Genomic DNA, 17,980 nt, shown 5'->3' with positions numbered 1-17,980 from the left:
AGACTACTTCAAACGCTTACCTATTGCAACCGATTCTTCCATAGCGAAGGATCGCTTTTTCCTTATTCAAGTAACGGGCAGATTAACACAACAAGAGCTTCTCCTTTCGGAATATTTGCAGGATTAATAATCCTTTATATGGAATATTTAACAACATACATAGAACATCTGAAAAGGAGTGGGAGAAACGATGAAAACGCGAGTAACGGAGATTTTTGGAATTAAATATCCGATTATAAAAGGGGGGGCTTGCTTATCTTGCTTATGCTGAATTGGCAGCTGCTGTCTCAAATGCGGGCGGACTTGGGCAAATTACTGCAGCGACACTAGGTACACCAGAGAAACTCCGGGCAGAAATCCAGAAAGTTCGTACACTTAACGATAAGCCATTTGGTGTAAACTTTGCTATTGCAAAGCACGATAACGATGGAAAATATCAAGAGTTACTTGAAGTTGCAATTGAGGAAAAGGTGCCGGCTATCTCTTTAACAGGAGCGAATCCGCAGCCTGTTTTTGAACGAATCAAAGGAGAAAATATTCGAACTCTTGTACTTGTAGCTGGAGTTAGACAAGCACAAAAAGCGGAAGAATTAGGTGCTGATGCGGTGATGGCAGTTGGACAGGAAGGCGGAGGTCATTTAGGACGTGATGATATTGGTACAATGGTGCTTATTCCTCGTGTCGTAGATTCTGTATCCATTCCTGTAATAGCCAGTGGAGGGATTGGCGATGGGCGAGGTCTACTGGCAGCTCTTTCACTTGGCGCAGAAGGAATTGAAATGGGAACTCGCTTTATTGCGACTCAAGAGTGTATTCATGCAAACGAGAAATATAAGCAGGCAATCGTTCATGCAAAAGAGACGGATACAGTCATAATTAAGAGAACATTAGGGGCACCGGGGCGAGTCTTGAAAAACGACTTTGCCTTGAATATTATCGAACGTGAACAAGAAGGCGCAACCTACGAAGATCTGAAAGATGTGATCAGCGGGAAAGCAAATCTCGAATATATCTATGATGGGAATGAAGTAGAAGGTTTTGGATGGGCTGGACAAGTAATTGGACTTATTAACAATATTCCTACTGTTCAGGAGTTATTTGATGAAATGACTCTAACAGCAGAAAAAGGATTAAATCGTATAGATAATATTATCGGAGAGCAGGCTCATCGATAATTTTCACTATATTTATGAGACGTTATCTGAATCGTTAATGGTTGCTACGGCAACCATTTTTATTGTGAAAGCAAAGATTGTAAAAAGATGAACGGGTGGCTGTAGTTCAATAAGAATTTAAGAGCCTGTATAATGATTACCTGGTAATTATCGATACAAACTTTTATATTTATTATTTAATAATTGTTAGATCCTTTTACTGTATAAATACGATAAACTTACCAACATCTCTTGTGTTGCCACATACAGTCCGCGCAAGTTGAAAGCGGAGACATTAAATAATTAATTGGAAGTTATGTGATTTTTATATTCCGATTTCGAACTTATTTAATTCAGTTGAACTAACTTAATTTAGTCCAGTGAGATTGACAGAGTGGGGGGGCGCTGAATCTATCGGGGACACATCATAAATCTGTTCACACTGTAAACTCTACACATGTTAAGTGTGTCGCACAACTCATTTAAAAAAGGCAACTAACCCTTTGGGGGCGTTGCCTTTTCGTGTTTCTTTAACGAATTTACAAAGCTTTATTAAATATGGACGGTGCCATCGTGACTGCAAGTAATCTTCTCAATCAGAGAATGAAGAACCAGCGGCGTTAGTTCCTTTGAATTTTTCACATTCCTCACAATACAGGATATTTGTAAGTGGCTCTGACCCTGTTGAGATTTACTATTTGAATTTAATAAAACGTTTTCAAAAATAGATTGCAAGATTTTACTATCACTAACTATTAATGTCAATTAAGATTGGAAGTGCTTTATTTTAAGGAATCATCCAAGCTAATATATTATTTTGCAGGAACGTGATGATACAGATTAGTAATAATAAGAAAAGACTATGCTTAATGGTAAAGCGGAACAAATCTGATTCTTTACCAGCTAATCCAACTGCTGCACAAGCAACGGCAATCGATTGTGGTGAAATCATTTTACCGGTTACCCCACCTGATGAGTTAGCGGCAAGTGCGAGTACTGGATCCATACCAATCGATGTTGCTGTAACTTGTTGCAATTTGGCAAACAATAGGTTTGCGGATGTATCCGAGCCTGTGATGAATACGCCGAGCCATCCTAGGACTGGAGCAAAGAAAGGGAATAGTGCTCCTGTTTTTGCTAAGACCATTCCAAGAGTCGTGGTCATTCCAGATGCGTTGGTTACATAAGCATATCCAACAACAGTGGCGATTGTTATGATTGGATATTTTAATTCATTCACTGTTTCACCGAATGTTAATGCCCAATCGCGCCAAGAGATTGAGACAATATATTTTGTAACAATCGCCGCTAAAAGAATGGCTGTCCCAGCTGCACCCAAAATTTCAAGCTTATATATAGCAGCGATTGGTTCTCCCGAAGCGCCAATAACTTTATTGTGCAGCCATGGGACTTCTGGAGTAAATGTGAAAAAATGTCCAAGTGAGTTGATTGTTTTTAAAATAGTATTTGTTCCTTCATAATGACCAGTTAAAGCTAGTTTGATAGTTGGAATTCCCCAGATAGAAATAAATCCAGTCAAAATTAAAAATGGAGACCATGCTTTAAAAATTTTACCGCTGGTATACGAGTTATGTTTTTGTTTTGGTGTAGTTGTTGTCATAGTTGTTGCCGTAGTTGCAGCTATTTCGTGTTCTGCAGAAAAACGATAAATAGTTTTTGGCCTCCAAAACTTCATAAAAATAGCCAATGCAAATAATGATACTAAAGCGGAAAGAACATCTGGTAATTCAGGTCCTAAAAAGTTAGAAGATAAATATTGTGTTATAGCAAAAGTCAAACCGGAAACTAGAATGGCAGGCATCACTTCAAATGCTTTTTTAAATCCCGTCATCATGACAATGAGATAAAAAGGAATAAAAGCGGATAGGAACGGTAATTGACGGCCCACCATTTTTGAAACTTCCGTAGCAGGAATACCTGTAGGGCCCTCCATTGCAATAATTGGAATACCAATTGCGCCAAATGCAACGGGTGCTGTATTAGCAATTAAACAAAGACCAGCTGCATATAAAGGGTTAAATCCAAGACCAACTAATAAGGCAGCCGAAATTGCAACAGGTGCACCAAATCCAGCAGCACCTTCAAGAAATGCTCCAAAAGAGAAGGCAATGAGTAACGCCTGTATACGTCTATCCTCCGTAATTGATAAGACAGAACTGCGAATAATATCAAATTGTCCTGTTTTGACTGTCAGCTTATAAAGAAACACAGATGTAATGATGATCCAGCCAATTGGTAATACACCATACACAGCTCCTTGTGTTGCTGACATCACCGCTGTCACAACAGGCATCTTAAATGCGAATACAGCAAGCACTAATGTAAGAAGCAAAGTGGTTGATCCGGCAATATAGCCTTTCATTCTTTTAATAGCCAACGCCCAGAAAAAATAAAGAATTGGAATCAGGGCAACAACTGCTGTTAAAGCAAGATTGTCACCAACAACTGTAAAATTTTGTGTAAATGTCAAAGTCTCTTCCTCCTATTAATTTAATCACCTCTAAAAGTAATCGTTTTCAAAATCTAGTACATTTAATAGATAAGGTCATCAGATGACTGTATGATAAGATTATATTTACCAATTTTCAAAAATTCAACAATTTTTTGAAAATTTTTCATTTTAATGTGTCATGATTAAATAATTGAAACATAAACAGAGTGTAAATAATGATGTATACTATAGATATTAATGCAAGCATCTAATGAGGTGGAATAGGTTGGAGTATAAACGAATCAAACCGAAAAAAATATATGAAGAAGTGGCAGAAGCCTTACATGAAATGATTCGAACAGGACAATTAAAGCCTGGTGATAGGTTAGAATCGGTGGAACAGCAAGCAGAAAACTTTCAGGTTAGTAGATCAGCTATAAGAGAGGCATTATCCGCTTTAAAGGCAATGGGCTTAGTTGAAATAAAACAAGGAGAAGGGACCTTTGTTAAGGAGTTTGAAGCAAGAAAGATCATGTTTCCTCTTTCATCTGCCATTCTGATGAACAAAAAGGATGTCTTACATCTTTTAGAAGTTAGGAAAATTATTGAAACGGGCGCAGCTATATCTGCAGCGAAAAATCGAAATGAAAAAGATCTTAAAGCTATGTCCGAAGCTCTTGATGAAATGAAGTCGGTACAAGGTGATGAAGAATTAGGTGAGAAAGCAGACTTCAAATTTCACTTATCTTTATCTGCAGCATCTCATAATCCATTATTATCAACTATATTAGATCAAATTTCCGAACTCATGATTGAAACGATGAAAGAAACAAGACGGTTATGGTTGTTCTCCAAACAAACAACGATTGAAAAGTTATATCGAGAACATGTTCAAATCTATCAGGCTATTGAAGAAAGAGACGAGGAAAAATCGCGAATAGCAATGCTCTCACACCTTGAAAATGTGGAAAATATTCTAAGTAAATATTTCCAAGAGACAGATGAAGAACAATAGTTGAAAAGGGAAATGGTGTCATTATTAGGAACACCATTTCCCTTTTTTATACTTTTAAAAACTTATATCCCAACGGAGGAAGATACAAGAAAAACTAAGAATTCTGCAATCAGGAGTTACGAAAATCCAATTTTTTCTACAGAAATTTTATGTAAGCACTATCATCAATGAGAACGTTGTAGTAATATAAAAATAATAGATAAGTATTTTTTAATTTTCAGTCATCTGATGACCTGCTGATTAGATGGTGATATTGAAATAGAGAATAAATTTTATTAAGGGAGCGAGAAAATTTGAAGGTAACTCTTTTTGCTACTTGTTTGGTAGATATGTTTCAAAGTGATGTAGGAAAAGCAGTCGTTGAAGTATTAGAAAGACTTGGATGTGAAATTGAATTTCCGGAATCACAGATTTGCTGTGGTCAACCTTCTTATAACAGCGGATATGTAGAGGACACGAAAAATGCGATGAAAAGAATGATTACGACTTTTGAAGATGCGGAATATGTGGTATCTCCATCAGGTTCATGTGCCTATATGTTTCATGAATATCCGCATATTTTTCAAGGTGACCCAATCTGGGAGCCTAAAGCAAAATCCCTTGCTGCAAAGACATATGAATTAACTCAATTCATTGTTGATGTTTTACAAGTCGAGGATGTAGGAGCACAGCTGGCAGGCAGAGCGACATACCATACGTCTTGTCATATGACGAGATTACTCGGTGTAAAAGAGGCGCCAATGAAACTGTTAAAAAATGTGAAAGGCTTGGAATTTTCAGAGCTTTCCGGCAAAGAAAGATGCTGCGGATTCGGTGGGACCTTCTCGGTAAAAATGGGGAACATTTCCGAGCAAATGGTTGATGAAAAGGTATGCAATATTGAAGAAACAGGAGCGGATATCATCATTGGTGCTGACGCAGGCTGTTTAATGAATATTGGCGGCCGCATTGATCGAAAGGGAAAGCCAATTAAAGTGATGCATATTGCAGAGGTTCTTAATAGCCGATAAGTGGATCGAATGATTGAAAAAGGAGGGTATTCATACATGGCAATGAAAACAAGTGTTGAAAAGTTTAATGACCGTGTGGATAAGGGATTGCAAGATTCCTTTATGCGTGGTGCTGTTTCTAGTGCGCAGGAACGATTTCAAACACGCCGGCTCGGTGCAGCAGAAGAGCTAGGGAACTGGGAAGAATGGCGCTCACATGGAGAAGAAATCCGTCAGCATGTCTTGGACAACTTAGATTATTATTTATTTGAATTAAGCGAAAATGTCTCCAAAAGAGGCGGTCATGTCTACTTTGCGCAAACGGCCGAGGAGGCAACTTCATATATTCAAAATGTAGTAGAAAAGAAAAATGCTAAAAAGATTGTGAAATCAAAGTCAATGGTAACAGAAGAAATCAATTTAAATGCAGGTCTAGAGAAATTGGGCTGTGAAGTCATTGAAACGGACCTTGGCGAGTACATCTTACAAGTGGGTGACCATGAACCGCCATCTCATATTGTTGTTCCAGCTTTACATAAAAATAAAGAGCAAATCCGTGATGTTTTTAAGGAAAAGCAAGGTTATAAAAAAACAGAAAAACCAGAAGAACTAGCATTACATGCCCGTGAAAAACTCCGTCAGGAATATTTGACGGCAGATGTAGGGATTACTGGCTGTAATTTTGCTATTGCTGAAACAGGTTCAATCACTCTAGTAACAAATGAAGGAAATGCAGATTTAGTTGCGGCATTGCCAAAAACACAAATTACCGTTATGGGAATGGAAAGACTTGTCCCAACCTTCGAAGAGATGGAAGTACTTGTGAGTTTATTGACAAGAAGTGCAGTAGGGCAAAAATTGACAAGCTATATCACGACTTTAACTGGTCCAAAAGAAGGAGGGGATGTGGATGGACCTGAAGAGTTTCACCTTGTGATAGTTGATAATGGCAGATCTGACATTCTTGGCGGAGAATTCCAGCCGATTCTACAATGTATCCGTTGTGCAGCATGTGTAAATGCCTGCCCGGTTTACCGGCATGTTGGCGGTCATTCTTATGGATCGATTTATTCTGGCCCGGTTGGAGCGGTCTTATCACCGTTACTTGGCGGGTATGATGATTATAAAGAATTACCGTATGCTTCTACATTATGCGGAGCTTGTACAGAAGCGTGCCCTGTGAAAATACCGTTGCACGAACTTCTTCATAAGCATCGTCAAGTCATTGTGGAGAAGGAAGGGCGTTCTCCTGTATCTGAAAAGCTATTAATGAAGGCATTTGGTCTTGGAGCATCCTCACCTGCGATGTATAAGATTGGTTCAAAAATGGCATCCCCTGTTATGTCACCATTTACCAATGGCAATAAAATCTCAAAAGGTCCTGGACCTTTAAAAGCATGGACAGAGGCCAGAGAATTTCCTGCACCGAACAAAGAAAGATTCCGAGATTGGTTTAAAAATCGCCCAAAAGGAGGGGAACAATCATGAATGGAATGATCCAGAATCGTAATGTATTTTTGGATAAAATCGCTAATCGACTAGGTCGTGACCGAAAAACAATTGTAAAAAGACCCGAATGGGCATACCATCCTCAAGATGAAGTGCTAAAAAATGCAACACAAGATGAATTAGTAGATGTATTAAAGGAACAATGTAAAAATATTCATACTGATTTTGTGATTACGAATACAGCGAAGCTATCAGACTCATTGAAAGAAGTAGTGAATCGCTATGGTGGCGGGCCGGTTATTACTTGGAAAGATGAACGTTTTGATCAATATGGTTTAACCAAGCTAATGAAGGAAGAATGGCCGCAAGACGGTGTGGATCTTCATGTTTGGAACTATACAAAAAAGGAAGAAAATATAGAGAAGGCTAACGTTGCAAACGTAGGGATTACGATTAGTGATATTACTTTAGCTGAATCAGGTACAGCTGTTCTTTTTAGCAGTAAAGATAAAGGAAGAACGGTCAGCTTTTTACCAGCAACGTCTATAATCATCATCCCTAAGAGCAGCATTGTTCCCCGAATGACACAAGCAGCACGGATTATTCGGGAAAAAGTGAAAAGTGGGGAGCAAGTAGCTTCTTGTATCAACTTTATTACTGGACCAAGTAACTCAGCAGATATCGAAATGATTCTTGTTGTGGGTGTGCATGGACCTATTAAGGCAACCTATATCGTTGTTGAGGATTTATAGGAAAAGGTTGTCATTAAATTTCTATTAATCTTTTTTTAAGTATAAACGAGAGTGGTGGAGAAATGAGAAAGTCTATAAAAAAAGTGCTTGTTGCTAATCGTGGAGAAATTGCCATTAGAATTTTTCGAGCTTGTACAGAATTAAACATTAGTACGGTGGCTATTTACTCAAAAGAAGATTCTGGTGCTTATCATCGTTATAAAGCAGATGAGGCCTATCTTGTCGGAAAAGGCAAAAAGCCGATTGATGCTTATTTAGATATTGAAGGAATTATTGAAATCGCTAAGATGAATGGAGTGGATGCGATTCATCCAGGCTATGGATTCCTTTCAGAGAATATTGAATTTGCAAAACGATGTGAAGAAGAAGGCATTATTTTTATCGGTCCAGAATCCAAGCATCTAGATATGTTCGGAGACAAGGTAAAAGCGCGTACACAAGCAGAGCTAGCTCAGATTCCTGTTATTCCTGGCAGCGGGCCAGTTTCAAGCGTTGATGAAGTTATCGAGTTTGGTAAGCAGCACGGAGTTCCATTTATTATTAAAGCTTCTCTTGGCGGCGGCGGTCGAGGCATGCGTATTGTCCATAGCTTAGAAGAAGCGACAGAAGCGTATAATCGTGCAAAATCAGAAGCAAAAGCGGCTTTTGGTTCCGATGAAGTATATGTAGAGAAATATATTCAAAATCCAAAGCATATTGAAGTGCAAATTCTAGGTGATAAATATGGAAATATTGTGCACTTATATGAACGTGATTGTTCTGTACAAAGACGTCATCAAAAAGTGGTTGAAGTAGCACCATCTGTATCGCTCTCAGCAGAATTAAGAGAAAGAATTTGTGAAGCAGCTGTCAAACTAGCGAAGAATGTAGACTATGTGAATGCAGGAACAATGGAATTTTTAGTTGCTAACGATGAGTTTTATTTCATTGAAGTAAATCCACGTGTTCAAGTAGAGCATACGATTACAGAAATGATTACGGATATAGATATTGTTCAATCACAAATTCTAATTGCGGAAGGTCATAATCTGCACAGCAGTGAAATCGGTATCCCGCAGCAAGAGGATATTAAAACACATGGGTATGCAATTCAATCTCGTGTAACAACGGAAGATCCTTTAAATAACTTTATGCCAGATACTGGACGAATCAATGTATATCGTTCAGGTGGTGGTTTCGGGGTTCGTTTAGATGCAGGAAATGGGTTCCAGGGTTCCGTGATTACGTCTTATTATGACTCATTGCTTGTGAAGGTTTCTACACATGCAACATCATTTAGAAAATCAGCAGCTAAAATGTTACGAAATTTAAGGGAATTTAGAATTCGTGGTATCAAAACGAATCTTCCGTTCCTTGAAAATGTCGTTCAAAATGAAAAGTTCTTAACAGGTGAATATGATACATCGTTTATTGATACAACACCTGAGTTATTGGATTTTCCCGAAAGAAAAGACCGTGGAACAAAAATGCTTGCTTATATTGGAAATGTAACGGTAAATGGTTTTCCGGGTATTGAAAAACGCAAAAAACCAGTATTTGATGAACCAACTATTCCAAATGTAAAACATATTCCTTTTGTAGCAGGTACGAAAAATATTTTAGACGAGCAAGGTGCAGATGGTGTTGTTGAATGGATTAAAGAACAAAAAGAAGTATTGCTTACCGATACTACTTTCCGTGATGCTCACCAATCATTACTTGCAACAAGAATTCGTTCGAAAGATCTATTAAATATTGCTGAGCCAACATCAAAGCTACTTCCTAACCTATTTTCAATGGAAATGTGGGGCGGAGCGACATTTGATGTAGCATATCGTTTCCTTAATGAGGATCCTTGGGTTCGACTAGAAAGACTTAGAAAGAGAATACCTAATACGCTTTTCCAAATGTTATTTAGAGCGTCAAATGCTGTTGGGTACAAAAACTATCCAGATAATGTAATTCGTGAGTTTGTTCAACAAGCAGCAGAATCAGGTATTGATGTATTCCGAATTTTCGATAGCTTAAACTGGGTGAAAAGTATGGAAGTTTCTATCGATGCGGTTCGACAAGCTGGTAAACTTGCAGAAGCAACGATTTGTTATACAGGGGACATCAATGATCCAAGTCGAGCAAAATATAATGTTCAGTACTATAAAAATATGGCTAAAGAATTAGAACAATCTGGGGCTCATATTTTAGCGATTAAAGATATGGCTGGTTTATTAAAACCTGAGGCAGCCTATCGTTTAATTTCCGAGTTGAAGGATACAGTTTCTCTTCCAATTCACTTGCACTCTCATGATACAAGTGGTAACGGTGTGTTTATGTATTCAAGAGCCATTGCGGCAGGTGTTAATATCGTTGATACGGCAATTGGTTCGTTAGCTGGGCTAACGTCTCAACCGAGTGTGCAGACTTTATACTATGCACTAGAAGAAAATGAAAGACAGCCTAAGATTGAAATCGATTCACTTGAGCAATTATCTCACTATTGGGCAGAGGTGCGTAAATACTATCGTGACTTTGAAAGTGGCATGAATGCACCACATACTGAAGTGTATAAACACGAAATGCCTGGTGGTCAATATAGTAATTTACAACAACAAGCTAAAGGCGTTGGGCTTGGCGATCGTTGGGACGAAGTAAAAGAAATGTATAGCCGCGTAAATGTGATGTTTGGTGATATTGTAAAAGTAACACCATCTTCTAAAGTTGTCGGTGATATGGCGCTATTTATGGTGCAAAATAATTTAACGGAAGAAGATATGTTAACAAAAGGGAAAACAACTGATTTCCCAGACTCAGTTATTGAATTATTTGAAGGTTTTCTAGGACAACCAGAAGGAGGTTTCCCGAAAGAACTCCAAGAAGTAATTTTAAAAGGGAAAGAGGCCATTACTGTTCGACCAGGTGAATTACTCGAACCGGTTGATTGGGATGCATTAAAACAAGAATTAGAGAAAGAAATCGGTCGTACACCATCTAATCAGGATGTACTTGCCTATGCTTTATATCCAAAAGTATTTTTAGAATATATGAAAAAGCAAGAGATGTTTGACGATGTTTCAAATCTTGATACGCCAACATTCTTGTTCGGTATGAGACTAGGGGAAGAAATCGAAGTCGAAATCGAAAGAGGAAAAACGTTAATTGTTAAATTTGTCTCATTAGGTGAACCGATGCCAGATGGCACACGCGTTGTGTACTTTGAATTAAATGGTCAATCACGCCAAGTGCTAATTAAGGACGAAAGTGTTAAATCATCTGTTGTTACTAAAGTAAAAGCTGATGCAAAAAATGAAAATCATATCGGAGCAACAATGCCTGGAACAGTCATCAAAGTAGTCGTGGAAAAAGGTGATCAAGTGAAGCAAGGCGATCATCTGATTATTACCGAAGCAATGAAAATGGAAACAACTGTTCAAGCACCGTTCTCTGGAACGATTCAAAGTATTTATGTAAAAGATGGTGAAGCAATTAGTACAGGGGATTTATTGATTGAAATTTCTAAGTGAAAATTTAATGGCATGATGCATTCCTAGATGATGAGGTGCTGCCAATATTCAGGGATTCGCTTTACTATAAAAATAGAGAGGATTCAAAGTATATGTAATAAAAACGAAGTATCGAAGTTATTAAGATTAAAAAATCAAAAAGTTATGACCCCTTTAGTCTTAGAAAGTAAAAACGGCACGTTAGTACGTTATTTTGAATAAGAAAGGGGCTGTGTCATAAGTCGAGTTTTCGGCTTAGACACGCCCCTTTTGAATGACAGAAATGCTGATAAATTAACATTTCTTATTTTACATTCCCAAAGGATTTACCCTTTTAAGACAGCCCCTTCGTTTTCAAGCGTTTAATTAAGATTTTGCAACCCGTTTTTTCTTTGTAAGTTAGTTAAATCATACGTTTTCCAATAGACGCAAAATACTATTTCTCTCTATGTTTATCTAATAGCTCTGCAGCCTTCCTAGCTTTTCCCGAGAAGTATCGGACGACGTATGCCCCAGCCTATGACATAATTAATGGGATATCTCCACCTGTCTGTTCCGCTAAATTCGTAGCATAGGTATGCCGTAGTTTATGTGGTGACATTCGTTTATCAAAGGACTTCGTATACCTTTCGCGTATGCTAAGAAATCAATATCTTGGTCATGGATAAAAATTTTTTCGGTTATATGTTTGGCCCGCTCATTAAATGTTTCGGATACCTTTTTCACCTGAATTTTTTGCATGACGTTCCTATGGAAATAAGGTTCTCTATTCTCTAATTCAGCTTCTGTCGTCAAGTATTTAAACAGAGATCGTAGGGAGGATTTATGGCGATTAACGGTTTTTGGATTGATTTTTTTCGTTTCATCGTTCTTTGAGACTTTATATTTTTTCCTAGCGATAAATTTAAAATAATTACTCGCTTCCTCCAAAGATAGGTTTTCAAGATATCCAGGTTTAATATCGCTAATCGATTTGCATGGGACAATCCCTTCAGCCATGAGCTAGTTAAAAAACTCTTGATAATCCCGTACATAATTGAAAAGGGTGAGGGGAGAGCGGACACTCTGTTTAGCATCTACATATTTCGCCACATAGTCAGGCATCTCTTTTAACAATTCATCTAGTTTTCTTTCGTAATAATCATGTTGCTTAGATATAGACAAACGAAACACCTCACAAGTATGAATAAGAAAATTAGGTTTTTACAAAAGAGCAATTGTTCGTATAATATTAATTTTATGAATAGTATTGTATCTTACGGATAGTATGTTCTAAATAATAATAAGAGTTGACGAGTGAAACAAGAGCTTATACACTCTTATACTACAGCTCTAGTTATATAAAAGCTCATATATTCTAGTCTTGAATAGATATGTATTTGTCTTAATAGATATTATAAAGTCAAAGCTCTCCTTCAAAAAGTATTGTTTTTCTACTTTTTGAAGGAGAGCTTTATTATCGAAAATGATGACTTTTTTCATCATCTCCAAAAAACGCCATTTGACCGGTTTGGAAATGGCAAAAAAAGAAGCGGTGATGAATAAATTTAGGGGCATCCTCTTTTACTCTTAAAATGAGTATGATTCGCCGTCATCTGATACCACAACATTAGAGGAGATTCCTTTTTCATGAATAAAACTTTTTAATGCTTCTCTTAATATAACGTTTTGAAAAAAGTTGCACCGGTTGTAAAAAAAAGATTGATCGAAATAATCATCTATTTTCTAAAATGTTGATTTAATAAGGATTTCAGAATACTATTAATCAAACTTTATTTCATAGCTACATCTTAGGTAAAAAGCGATTAGTCCATATTTATCAATAGAATACACTCTACTTATAAAAAGTTGGTTCCTTGATAGACTCTCAATAATATCTATCAAAATACATATCAAAAGAGGTCAAAATATGATCTATGGATATACTGTAAGTACACCAGACCAAAATCTTGACACCCAAATTGAACAACTCACAAAATTTGGAGTAGATGAAATTGTAAAGGAGGAAATCAGTGGTGTTTCTAACCAGAAGCAACAATTGAATGAACTTCTTTCCAAGATTACTACTGGTGATACCTTGGTTGTGATTCGAATGGATCGTCCTGGTCGAAATACTATTCAGTTGCTGCAACTAGTTGAACAGCTACGTGAAAAGAACATATATTTTTTTATCTTAAACTTAGGAATTGATACAAGAATACCTACTGGTAAATTCTTTTTAACTGTAATAGCAGTATTTAGTGAGCTAGATTGAGAAATGATTAAAGAAAAGCAAAAATCAGGAATTAAACTGGCCAAGCAAAAAGGCAAATATCAAGGAAGGGTAAAAAAATATACAGATAAATATCCGGGAATTAATCATGCGATTGAATTGTATAAAACTACCGATAAAATCGTAAAGGAGATATGCACGGTTACAGGAGTCAGTCAGGCTCGGTTTTATCTTAAATTAAAGAAATAGAAAAAGATAATTCATAACAATTGGAAATTGTTACACATGTGTCCCTTCAATCCTCGAGTCATTTCCGTACCCCTTATTGACTGCTTTTACAGGATTGTTTAGTTCCATCTTTCCATTTGGAAAATAGTCATTTTGAATATCAACTAAAATTAACGCTGTACTCATTTTTTCCACCTTAGCCCAAAAACAGATTACATAGAAACATAAATAATATCTTAATTTCTAACTATACTTTGATGAAACACTTTTATGTAAAATCATTTCATGGTGCAAGGAATTTTATATGCAACTTGATAAAATTAATTTTCAAATCCTTAGGGTATTAACCGAAAATTCACGTGTTCAATAAAAAGATTTAGGTAAACAAATCCATATGACTGTACAAGCAGTAGGCAATTGTATTAAAAAGTTTGAGGAAAATGGTGTAATTAAAGCTTACTCTCTAGTCATCGATGAGATAAAATTAGGGCTTCCTTATATAGTGTTTGTCATTGTTTATATGGAAACAGCAAATCATGATTCGTTTGTTCATTCAATGTGTTCAAGGCAGAGATGCGGTATTCAGTTGGGCTCATCTTGAAACGGCGTTTGAAAATACGACTAAAATGTGCAGCATCATTGAAGCCGCATTGAAAAGCAATATCCATAACGGTACGATGGTTTTGTTTAGGATCGCCGAGGTCTCGGCGACATTGGTCCAAGCGTCGATTGCGAATTAAAGTGGCTACCGATTGTCCTTCTGCTTCGAATAACTTGTGTAGGTAGCGGAGGGAAATTCCTTGGCTGGCGGCTACCAAAGATGGAGTTAGTTCTGAATCAGCCAAGTGGGTAGAGATGAACGCTCGGGCACGCTCCCGATAGACGTTGGCCATGGAGTTCACCTCGTTCAGTTTAACACTGAAGGCCGTGCTTAACGCAGTCGCAAGTAAATCCAGAGTACTTTCAGCTACTCGTACCTGAGTGACAGAGTCGAAGTCCAGATAAGAGGATGCCACATTTCTCAAGAATGTTGATACCATTGAACTAACTGGATGCTGTGTCCCGGGCATCCGTAATGACGTCATCTGCTTTGCTTGCCCGCAGCGGGCAAGAAGTAACGAACGAGGGAACTTGAAAACGAGCTGTTCATACGGTTGTTCACCACGGAATATGTAAGGTCTGGTACAGTCGTACAGGATAAAATCACCTGGCTGAAGTTGGGCCTCACGTTGATCTTGCTCGGTATAACCTTGGCCTGCAGTTTGTAGGATTATGAGGAAAGTGTCTTCCCCAAATTTTGAAATATGACGCTTCGAATGAACAGCATGGTACGGATCTGCAAACAATTCAGAGATTTGTATATTCTCTAAAGAGCCGGTCTCAATTTGACCTGAAAACGTCTGAGAGGAGAGTTGAAACATATCTTGCTGTACAATCGCTCCACCGACCATATCATGCCAATATGCGAAACGTTCCTGTTCCTTTATCGGTTTCGTAGTCAAGATTCTTTTCAATCTAAATTCCCCCAGTCTAGAGCCTTTTTGAATTCTGAAGTTTAAATCTAGTTATAATTTTAAGGTCAATGTTACTTAAGGATAAGCAATGTGTAATATTTTCTTACACCAAATAAGGTGTTTTCATCAGTATGAAGAAAATCCAAGACCATCACTTCAAATGTGGGCCACTTAATCATCATTAGACTCCATTAGAGGAGGAATGTGGCTTGTAACGGGGGCAAGAATCCTAATAACTTCCCGCGAGAATGGCGACTTCTAGACTTTTTCCTGATATTTCACACTTTAAGGGAGTTGGTACAATTCTCTCTGGTAAGTGAATGTGTGATTTATGTTTCAAGCGCTCCGAGCTTATGCCTTTCGTTAGCCACTAGTAATTTTTACTAGTTTAGGAGTAGTTATAAATTTATATTTAGACATTCTGGATTCATTTCTATCTTCAAAGATCTGGTTAGTTTTCCTAGTTTTACTTTTATCTAAAAGAATTCTCATTCTCTTCGACAAATTCCTCCTTAACTAGAGTAAAAAGTGATTTCTGTAGAGACTTGATATTATTCTGGAGTATATAGGTATCTAGTTTCTTCTGAACAGGAAACGAGGCTTGCTTGAACCTTCTCTGTCTCTGGTTTTCTTCTCTTGGTTATAATTCTGTTTCTAATAACTTTGATAAATAGATTCTATAACTTATATTACTTTCTTATATTTCTGGTACGAGAGAAGGAGATTTCTTCCAAAGTGAGTTTGTAAGACAAGAAAGGACTAGAGTTGCACATCTATTTCCACTAAAGATAGCAAAAGGTAAATGTGAGGTTTCCTAATATTAATTCTGAAAATGTGCACTAACGGACAAGTTGACGTTCCTTTATGGTCAAGACGATAACATTTGTTGTTAATATAATGATAATTAAGTTGATACAATCCTAGAAAAGACCATAGCGTTTAAAAAAACGGCTTTTTTATAGTAATTAATGGTCCTCATAAAAGAATAACAAAGAAGCTTAAAAAAGATTTGGGGAGGTGATAGATGTTTAGAAACAGTCATTATTGCAGAACGAGTAATGAGTGGCCCTTTTGGAAATCTAACAAGGCTTGATTAAGGAGGATAATGAATGTCTATAAAACGACCAACTATTGAACAATTAAAAAAAATTGCAGAGGGGTTTAATCTTAACCTAACAAATAATGACCTAGCTTCATACCAAAAATTAATAGAAGGTACCCTTGAATCTTACAATCGCTTAAATCAAATTGGAGAACCTAGTCTTCCAGTAAAATATCCACGAACTTCGGGATACCGCCCTAATAGTGAAGAAAATCTATATAATGCATGGTATTGGAAAACTAGTGTAAAAGGGAATAGTATTGGAAATTTAGCAGGCAAAAAAATTGTTCTTAAAGATAATGTAAGTCTAGCAGGTGTACCAATGATGAATGGTTCAGCTATTCTAGAGGGTTTTGTTCCTGACGAGGATGCGACTATTGTCAGTAGAATCCTTGAGGCTGGTGGAGAAATTGTTGGTAAAGCTGTTTGTGAAGATTTCTGTCTATCGGGTGCCAGTCATACTTCTGCTACTGGACCAGTTTTAAATCCGCACGATCTCACAAGATCAACGGGAGGTTCTTCTAGTGGAAGTGCAGCATTGGTTGCTGCAGGTGAAGTTGACATGGCAATAGGTGCTGACCAAGGAGGATCTATTCGGATTCCAAGCTCTTGGTGTGGTGTTTATGGTTTAAAACCTACATTTGGATTAGTTCCTTATACTGGAATTGCTCCAATTGAAATGACGATTGATCACACTGGCCCTATCGCTAGAACGGTTGAGGATGTCGCTTTATTGCTTGAAGTAATAGCTGGAGATGATGGATTAGATCCAAGGCAGTCAGGTTTAAAGGTGAAATCCTACTTAGACTCACTTGTTGGGAATGTAAGAAATATTAAAATCGGTATCGTCAAGGAAGGCTTTGAATGGGAAGGGATTTCTGAGGAAGACGTAAATCAGGTAGTAAGAGACGCTGCCTACTCTCTAGAAAATAGTGGAGCCATTGTAGAAGAAATATCTATCCCAATGCATAGGGACGGTGTTCATATATGGAATGGGTTTGGTATAGAAGGTCTTACTTCTTTAATGGTGAAAGGAAATAGCATGGGCAGCAATTGGAAGGGCCACTATAGTACTAAATTTCTAGATGCTTTTGGTAAAGCACGTAAAACAAGAGCAGATGAATTTTCAGAAACAACCAAGATGTCAATATTGCTAGGTCAATATATGAATGAACAATATAACGGGAAGTATTATGCTATAGGACAAAATGTAGCTAGAAAATTAAAGCAAGCTTATGATAATGCTTTTAAAAGTTATGATGTGCTAATTATGCCTACTACACCAATGAAGGCACAAAAAATCCCTTCCCCAGATGCTCCAATAGAAGAGATTGTTAACAAGGCCTTTGAAATGATTAATAATACAGCACCATTTAATATTACGGGGCATCCAGCCATGAACGTACCTTGTGAAAAATCTGAGGGGCTACCTGTTGGGATGATGATTGTGGGAAGAGTTGGGGAAGATGATATTGTTTTACGTGTTGCCCACGCCTTTCAGACTATCCATGGACGAGTTGTTAATAAGTTGTAATTTTACTATTTAAAACAGATTTTTCAAAAGATTTAAGTATCTAAAATGCCATTACGGTTGTAGGTTTTATGAGGCCTATAGTTAGTTATAGGAGGAGTAGAAA

Annotated in this window: 10 protein-coding genes and 4 pseudogenes; 8 read left to right on the top strand and 6 right to left on the bottom strand. The window is 37.3% G+C overall.

The features are described 5' to 3' along the window. Positions 1-190 precede the first annotated feature (190 nt). Positions 191-1,175: pseudogene (locus D1953_RS18090) on the top strand (NAD(P)H-dependent flavin oxidoreductase). A gap of 766 nt (positions 1,176-1,941) precedes the next feature. On the opposite strand, the gene D1953_RS18085 reads toward D1953_RS18090, so the two are convergent. Beyond that, the gene (locus D1953_RS18085; protein WP_119118557.1) at positions 1,942-3,645 is read right to left on the bottom strand and encodes an L-lactate permease; all 1,704 of its coding nucleotides are present in this window, start codon (positions 3,643-3,645) and stop codon (positions 1,942-1,944) included. 247 nt (positions 3,646-3,892) lie between these two features. On the opposite strand from D1953_RS18085, the gene D1953_RS18080 reads away from it, so the two are divergent. The 5 genes from D1953_RS18080 to pyc all read left to right on the top strand — a co-directional run bounded on the left by D1953_RS18080 (position 3,893) and on the right by pyc (position 11,308). Further along, positions 3,893-4,621 carry a FadR/GntR family transcriptional regulator gene (locus tag D1953_RS18080; RefSeq protein ID WP_119118556.1) on the top strand — a complete coding sequence of 243 codons (729 nt, stop codon included), beginning with the start codon at positions 3,893-3,895 and terminating at the stop codon, positions 4,619-4,621. Positions 4,622-4,914: 293 nt separating this feature from the next. Beyond that, positions 4,915-5,631 carry a (Fe-S)-binding protein gene (locus D1953_RS18075; protein ID WP_119118555.1) on the top strand — a complete coding sequence of 239 codons (717 nt, stop codon included), beginning with the start codon at positions 4,915-4,917 and terminating at the stop codon, positions 5,629-5,631. 36 nt (positions 5,632-5,667) lie between these two features. Further along, complete coding sequence (locus D1953_RS18070; RefSeq protein ID WP_119118554.1) at positions 5,668-7,098, top strand: LutB/LldF family L-lactate oxidation iron-sulfur protein; 1,431 nt, start codon at positions 5,668-5,670, stop codon at positions 7,096-7,098. Further along, complete coding sequence (locus D1953_RS18065) at positions 7,095-7,811, top strand: LutC/YkgG family protein (RefSeq protein ID WP_119118553.1); 717 nt, start codon at positions 7,095-7,097, stop codon at positions 7,809-7,811. Before D1953_RS18070 ends, D1953_RS18065 begins: the two co-directional genes overlap by 4 nt. A gap of 62 nt (positions 7,812-7,873) precedes the next feature. Further along, positions 7,874-11,308 (top strand): pyruvate carboxylase, encoded by a 3,435-nt coding sequence (gene pyc / locus D1953_RS18060; RefSeq protein WP_119118552.1) that lies wholly within the window; start codon positions 7,874-7,876, stop codon positions 11,306-11,308. Between the two features lie 537 nt (positions 11,309-11,845). Here pyc and D1953_RS21815 read toward each other — a convergent pair. From D1953_RS21815 to D1953_RS21805, 3 genes and pseudogenes are all read right to left on the bottom strand, one after another. Further along, the gene (locus D1953_RS21815) at positions 11,846-12,286 is read right to left on the bottom strand and encodes a site-specific integrase (RefSeq protein ID WP_245980238.1); all 441 of its coding nucleotides are present in this window, start codon (positions 12,284-12,286) and stop codon (positions 11,846-11,848) included. A gap of 3 nt (positions 12,287-12,289) precedes the next feature. Next, positions 12,290-12,451, bottom strand: coding sequence for a hypothetical protein (locus D1953_RS21810; protein WP_245980234.1), 162 nt, complete (start codon positions 12,449-12,451; stop codon positions 12,290-12,292). Positions 12,452-12,856: 405 nt separating this feature from the next. Continuing rightward, a pseudogene (locus D1953_RS21805) lies at positions 12,857-12,943 on the bottom strand (MBL fold metallo-hydrolase); the annotation flags it as partial. A gap of 253 nt (positions 12,944-13,196) precedes the next feature. On the opposite strand from D1953_RS21805, the pseudogene D1953_RS18040 reads away from it, so the two are divergent. Next, positions 13,197-13,748, top strand: a pseudogene (locus D1953_RS18040) (recombinase family protein). An 81-nt stretch (positions 13,749-13,829) separates the two neighbouring features. On the opposite strand, the pseudogene D1953_RS18035 reads toward D1953_RS18040, so the two are convergent. Together D1953_RS18035 and D1953_RS18025 are read right to left on the bottom strand one after the other, a co-directional pair. Beyond that, positions 13,830-13,913: pseudogene (locus D1953_RS18035) on the bottom strand (cysteine hydrolase family protein); the annotation flags it as partial. 323 nt (positions 13,914-14,236) lie between these two features. Continuing rightward, positions 14,237-15,241: a helix-turn-helix domain-containing protein gene (locus D1953_RS18025; RefSeq protein ID WP_119118550.1), complete on the bottom strand. Its 1,005-nt coding sequence runs from the start codon at positions 15,239-15,241 to the stop codon at positions 14,237-14,239. A gap of 1,109 nt (positions 15,242-16,350) precedes the next feature. On the opposite strand from D1953_RS18025, the gene D1953_RS18020 reads away from it, so the two are divergent. Further along, positions 16,351-17,877, top strand: a complete 1,527-nt coding sequence (locus tag D1953_RS18020) for an amidase (RefSeq protein WP_119118549.1) — start codon at positions 16,351-16,353, stop codon at positions 17,875-17,877. Positions 17,878-17,980: the final 103 nt, after the last annotated feature.

This window comes from Peribacillus asahii, from assembly GCF_003570725.1.
Taxonomy (GTDB): Bacteria; Bacillota; Bacilli; order Bacillales; family DSM-1321; genus Peribacillus; species Peribacillus asahii.
Note: the sequence above shows the minus strand (reverse complement) of the source record. Positions and strands in the feature narration are given on the sequence as shown.

Bases quoted from the DNA above. Each gene is read 5' to 3' on its own strand.
- D1953_RS21815 (WP_245980238.1), bottom strand. From the start codon at position 12,286: ATGGCTGAAGGGATTGTCCCATGCAAATCGATTAGCGATATTAAACCT.
- D1953_RS18070 (WP_119118554.1), top strand. From the start codon at position 5,668: ATGGCAATGAAAACAAGTGTTGAAAAGTTTAATGACCGTGTGGATAAG.
- D1953_RS18065 (WP_119118553.1), top strand. From the start codon at position 7,095: ATGAATGGAATGATCCAGAATCGTAATGTATTTTTGGATAAAATCGCT.
- pyc (WP_119118552.1), top strand. From the start codon at position 7,874: ATGAGAAAGTCTATAAAAAAAGTGCTTGTTGCTAATCGTGGAGAAATT.
- D1953_RS18020 (WP_119118549.1), top strand. From the start codon at position 16,351: ATGTCTATAAAACGACCAACTATTGAACAATTAAAAAAAATTGCAGAG.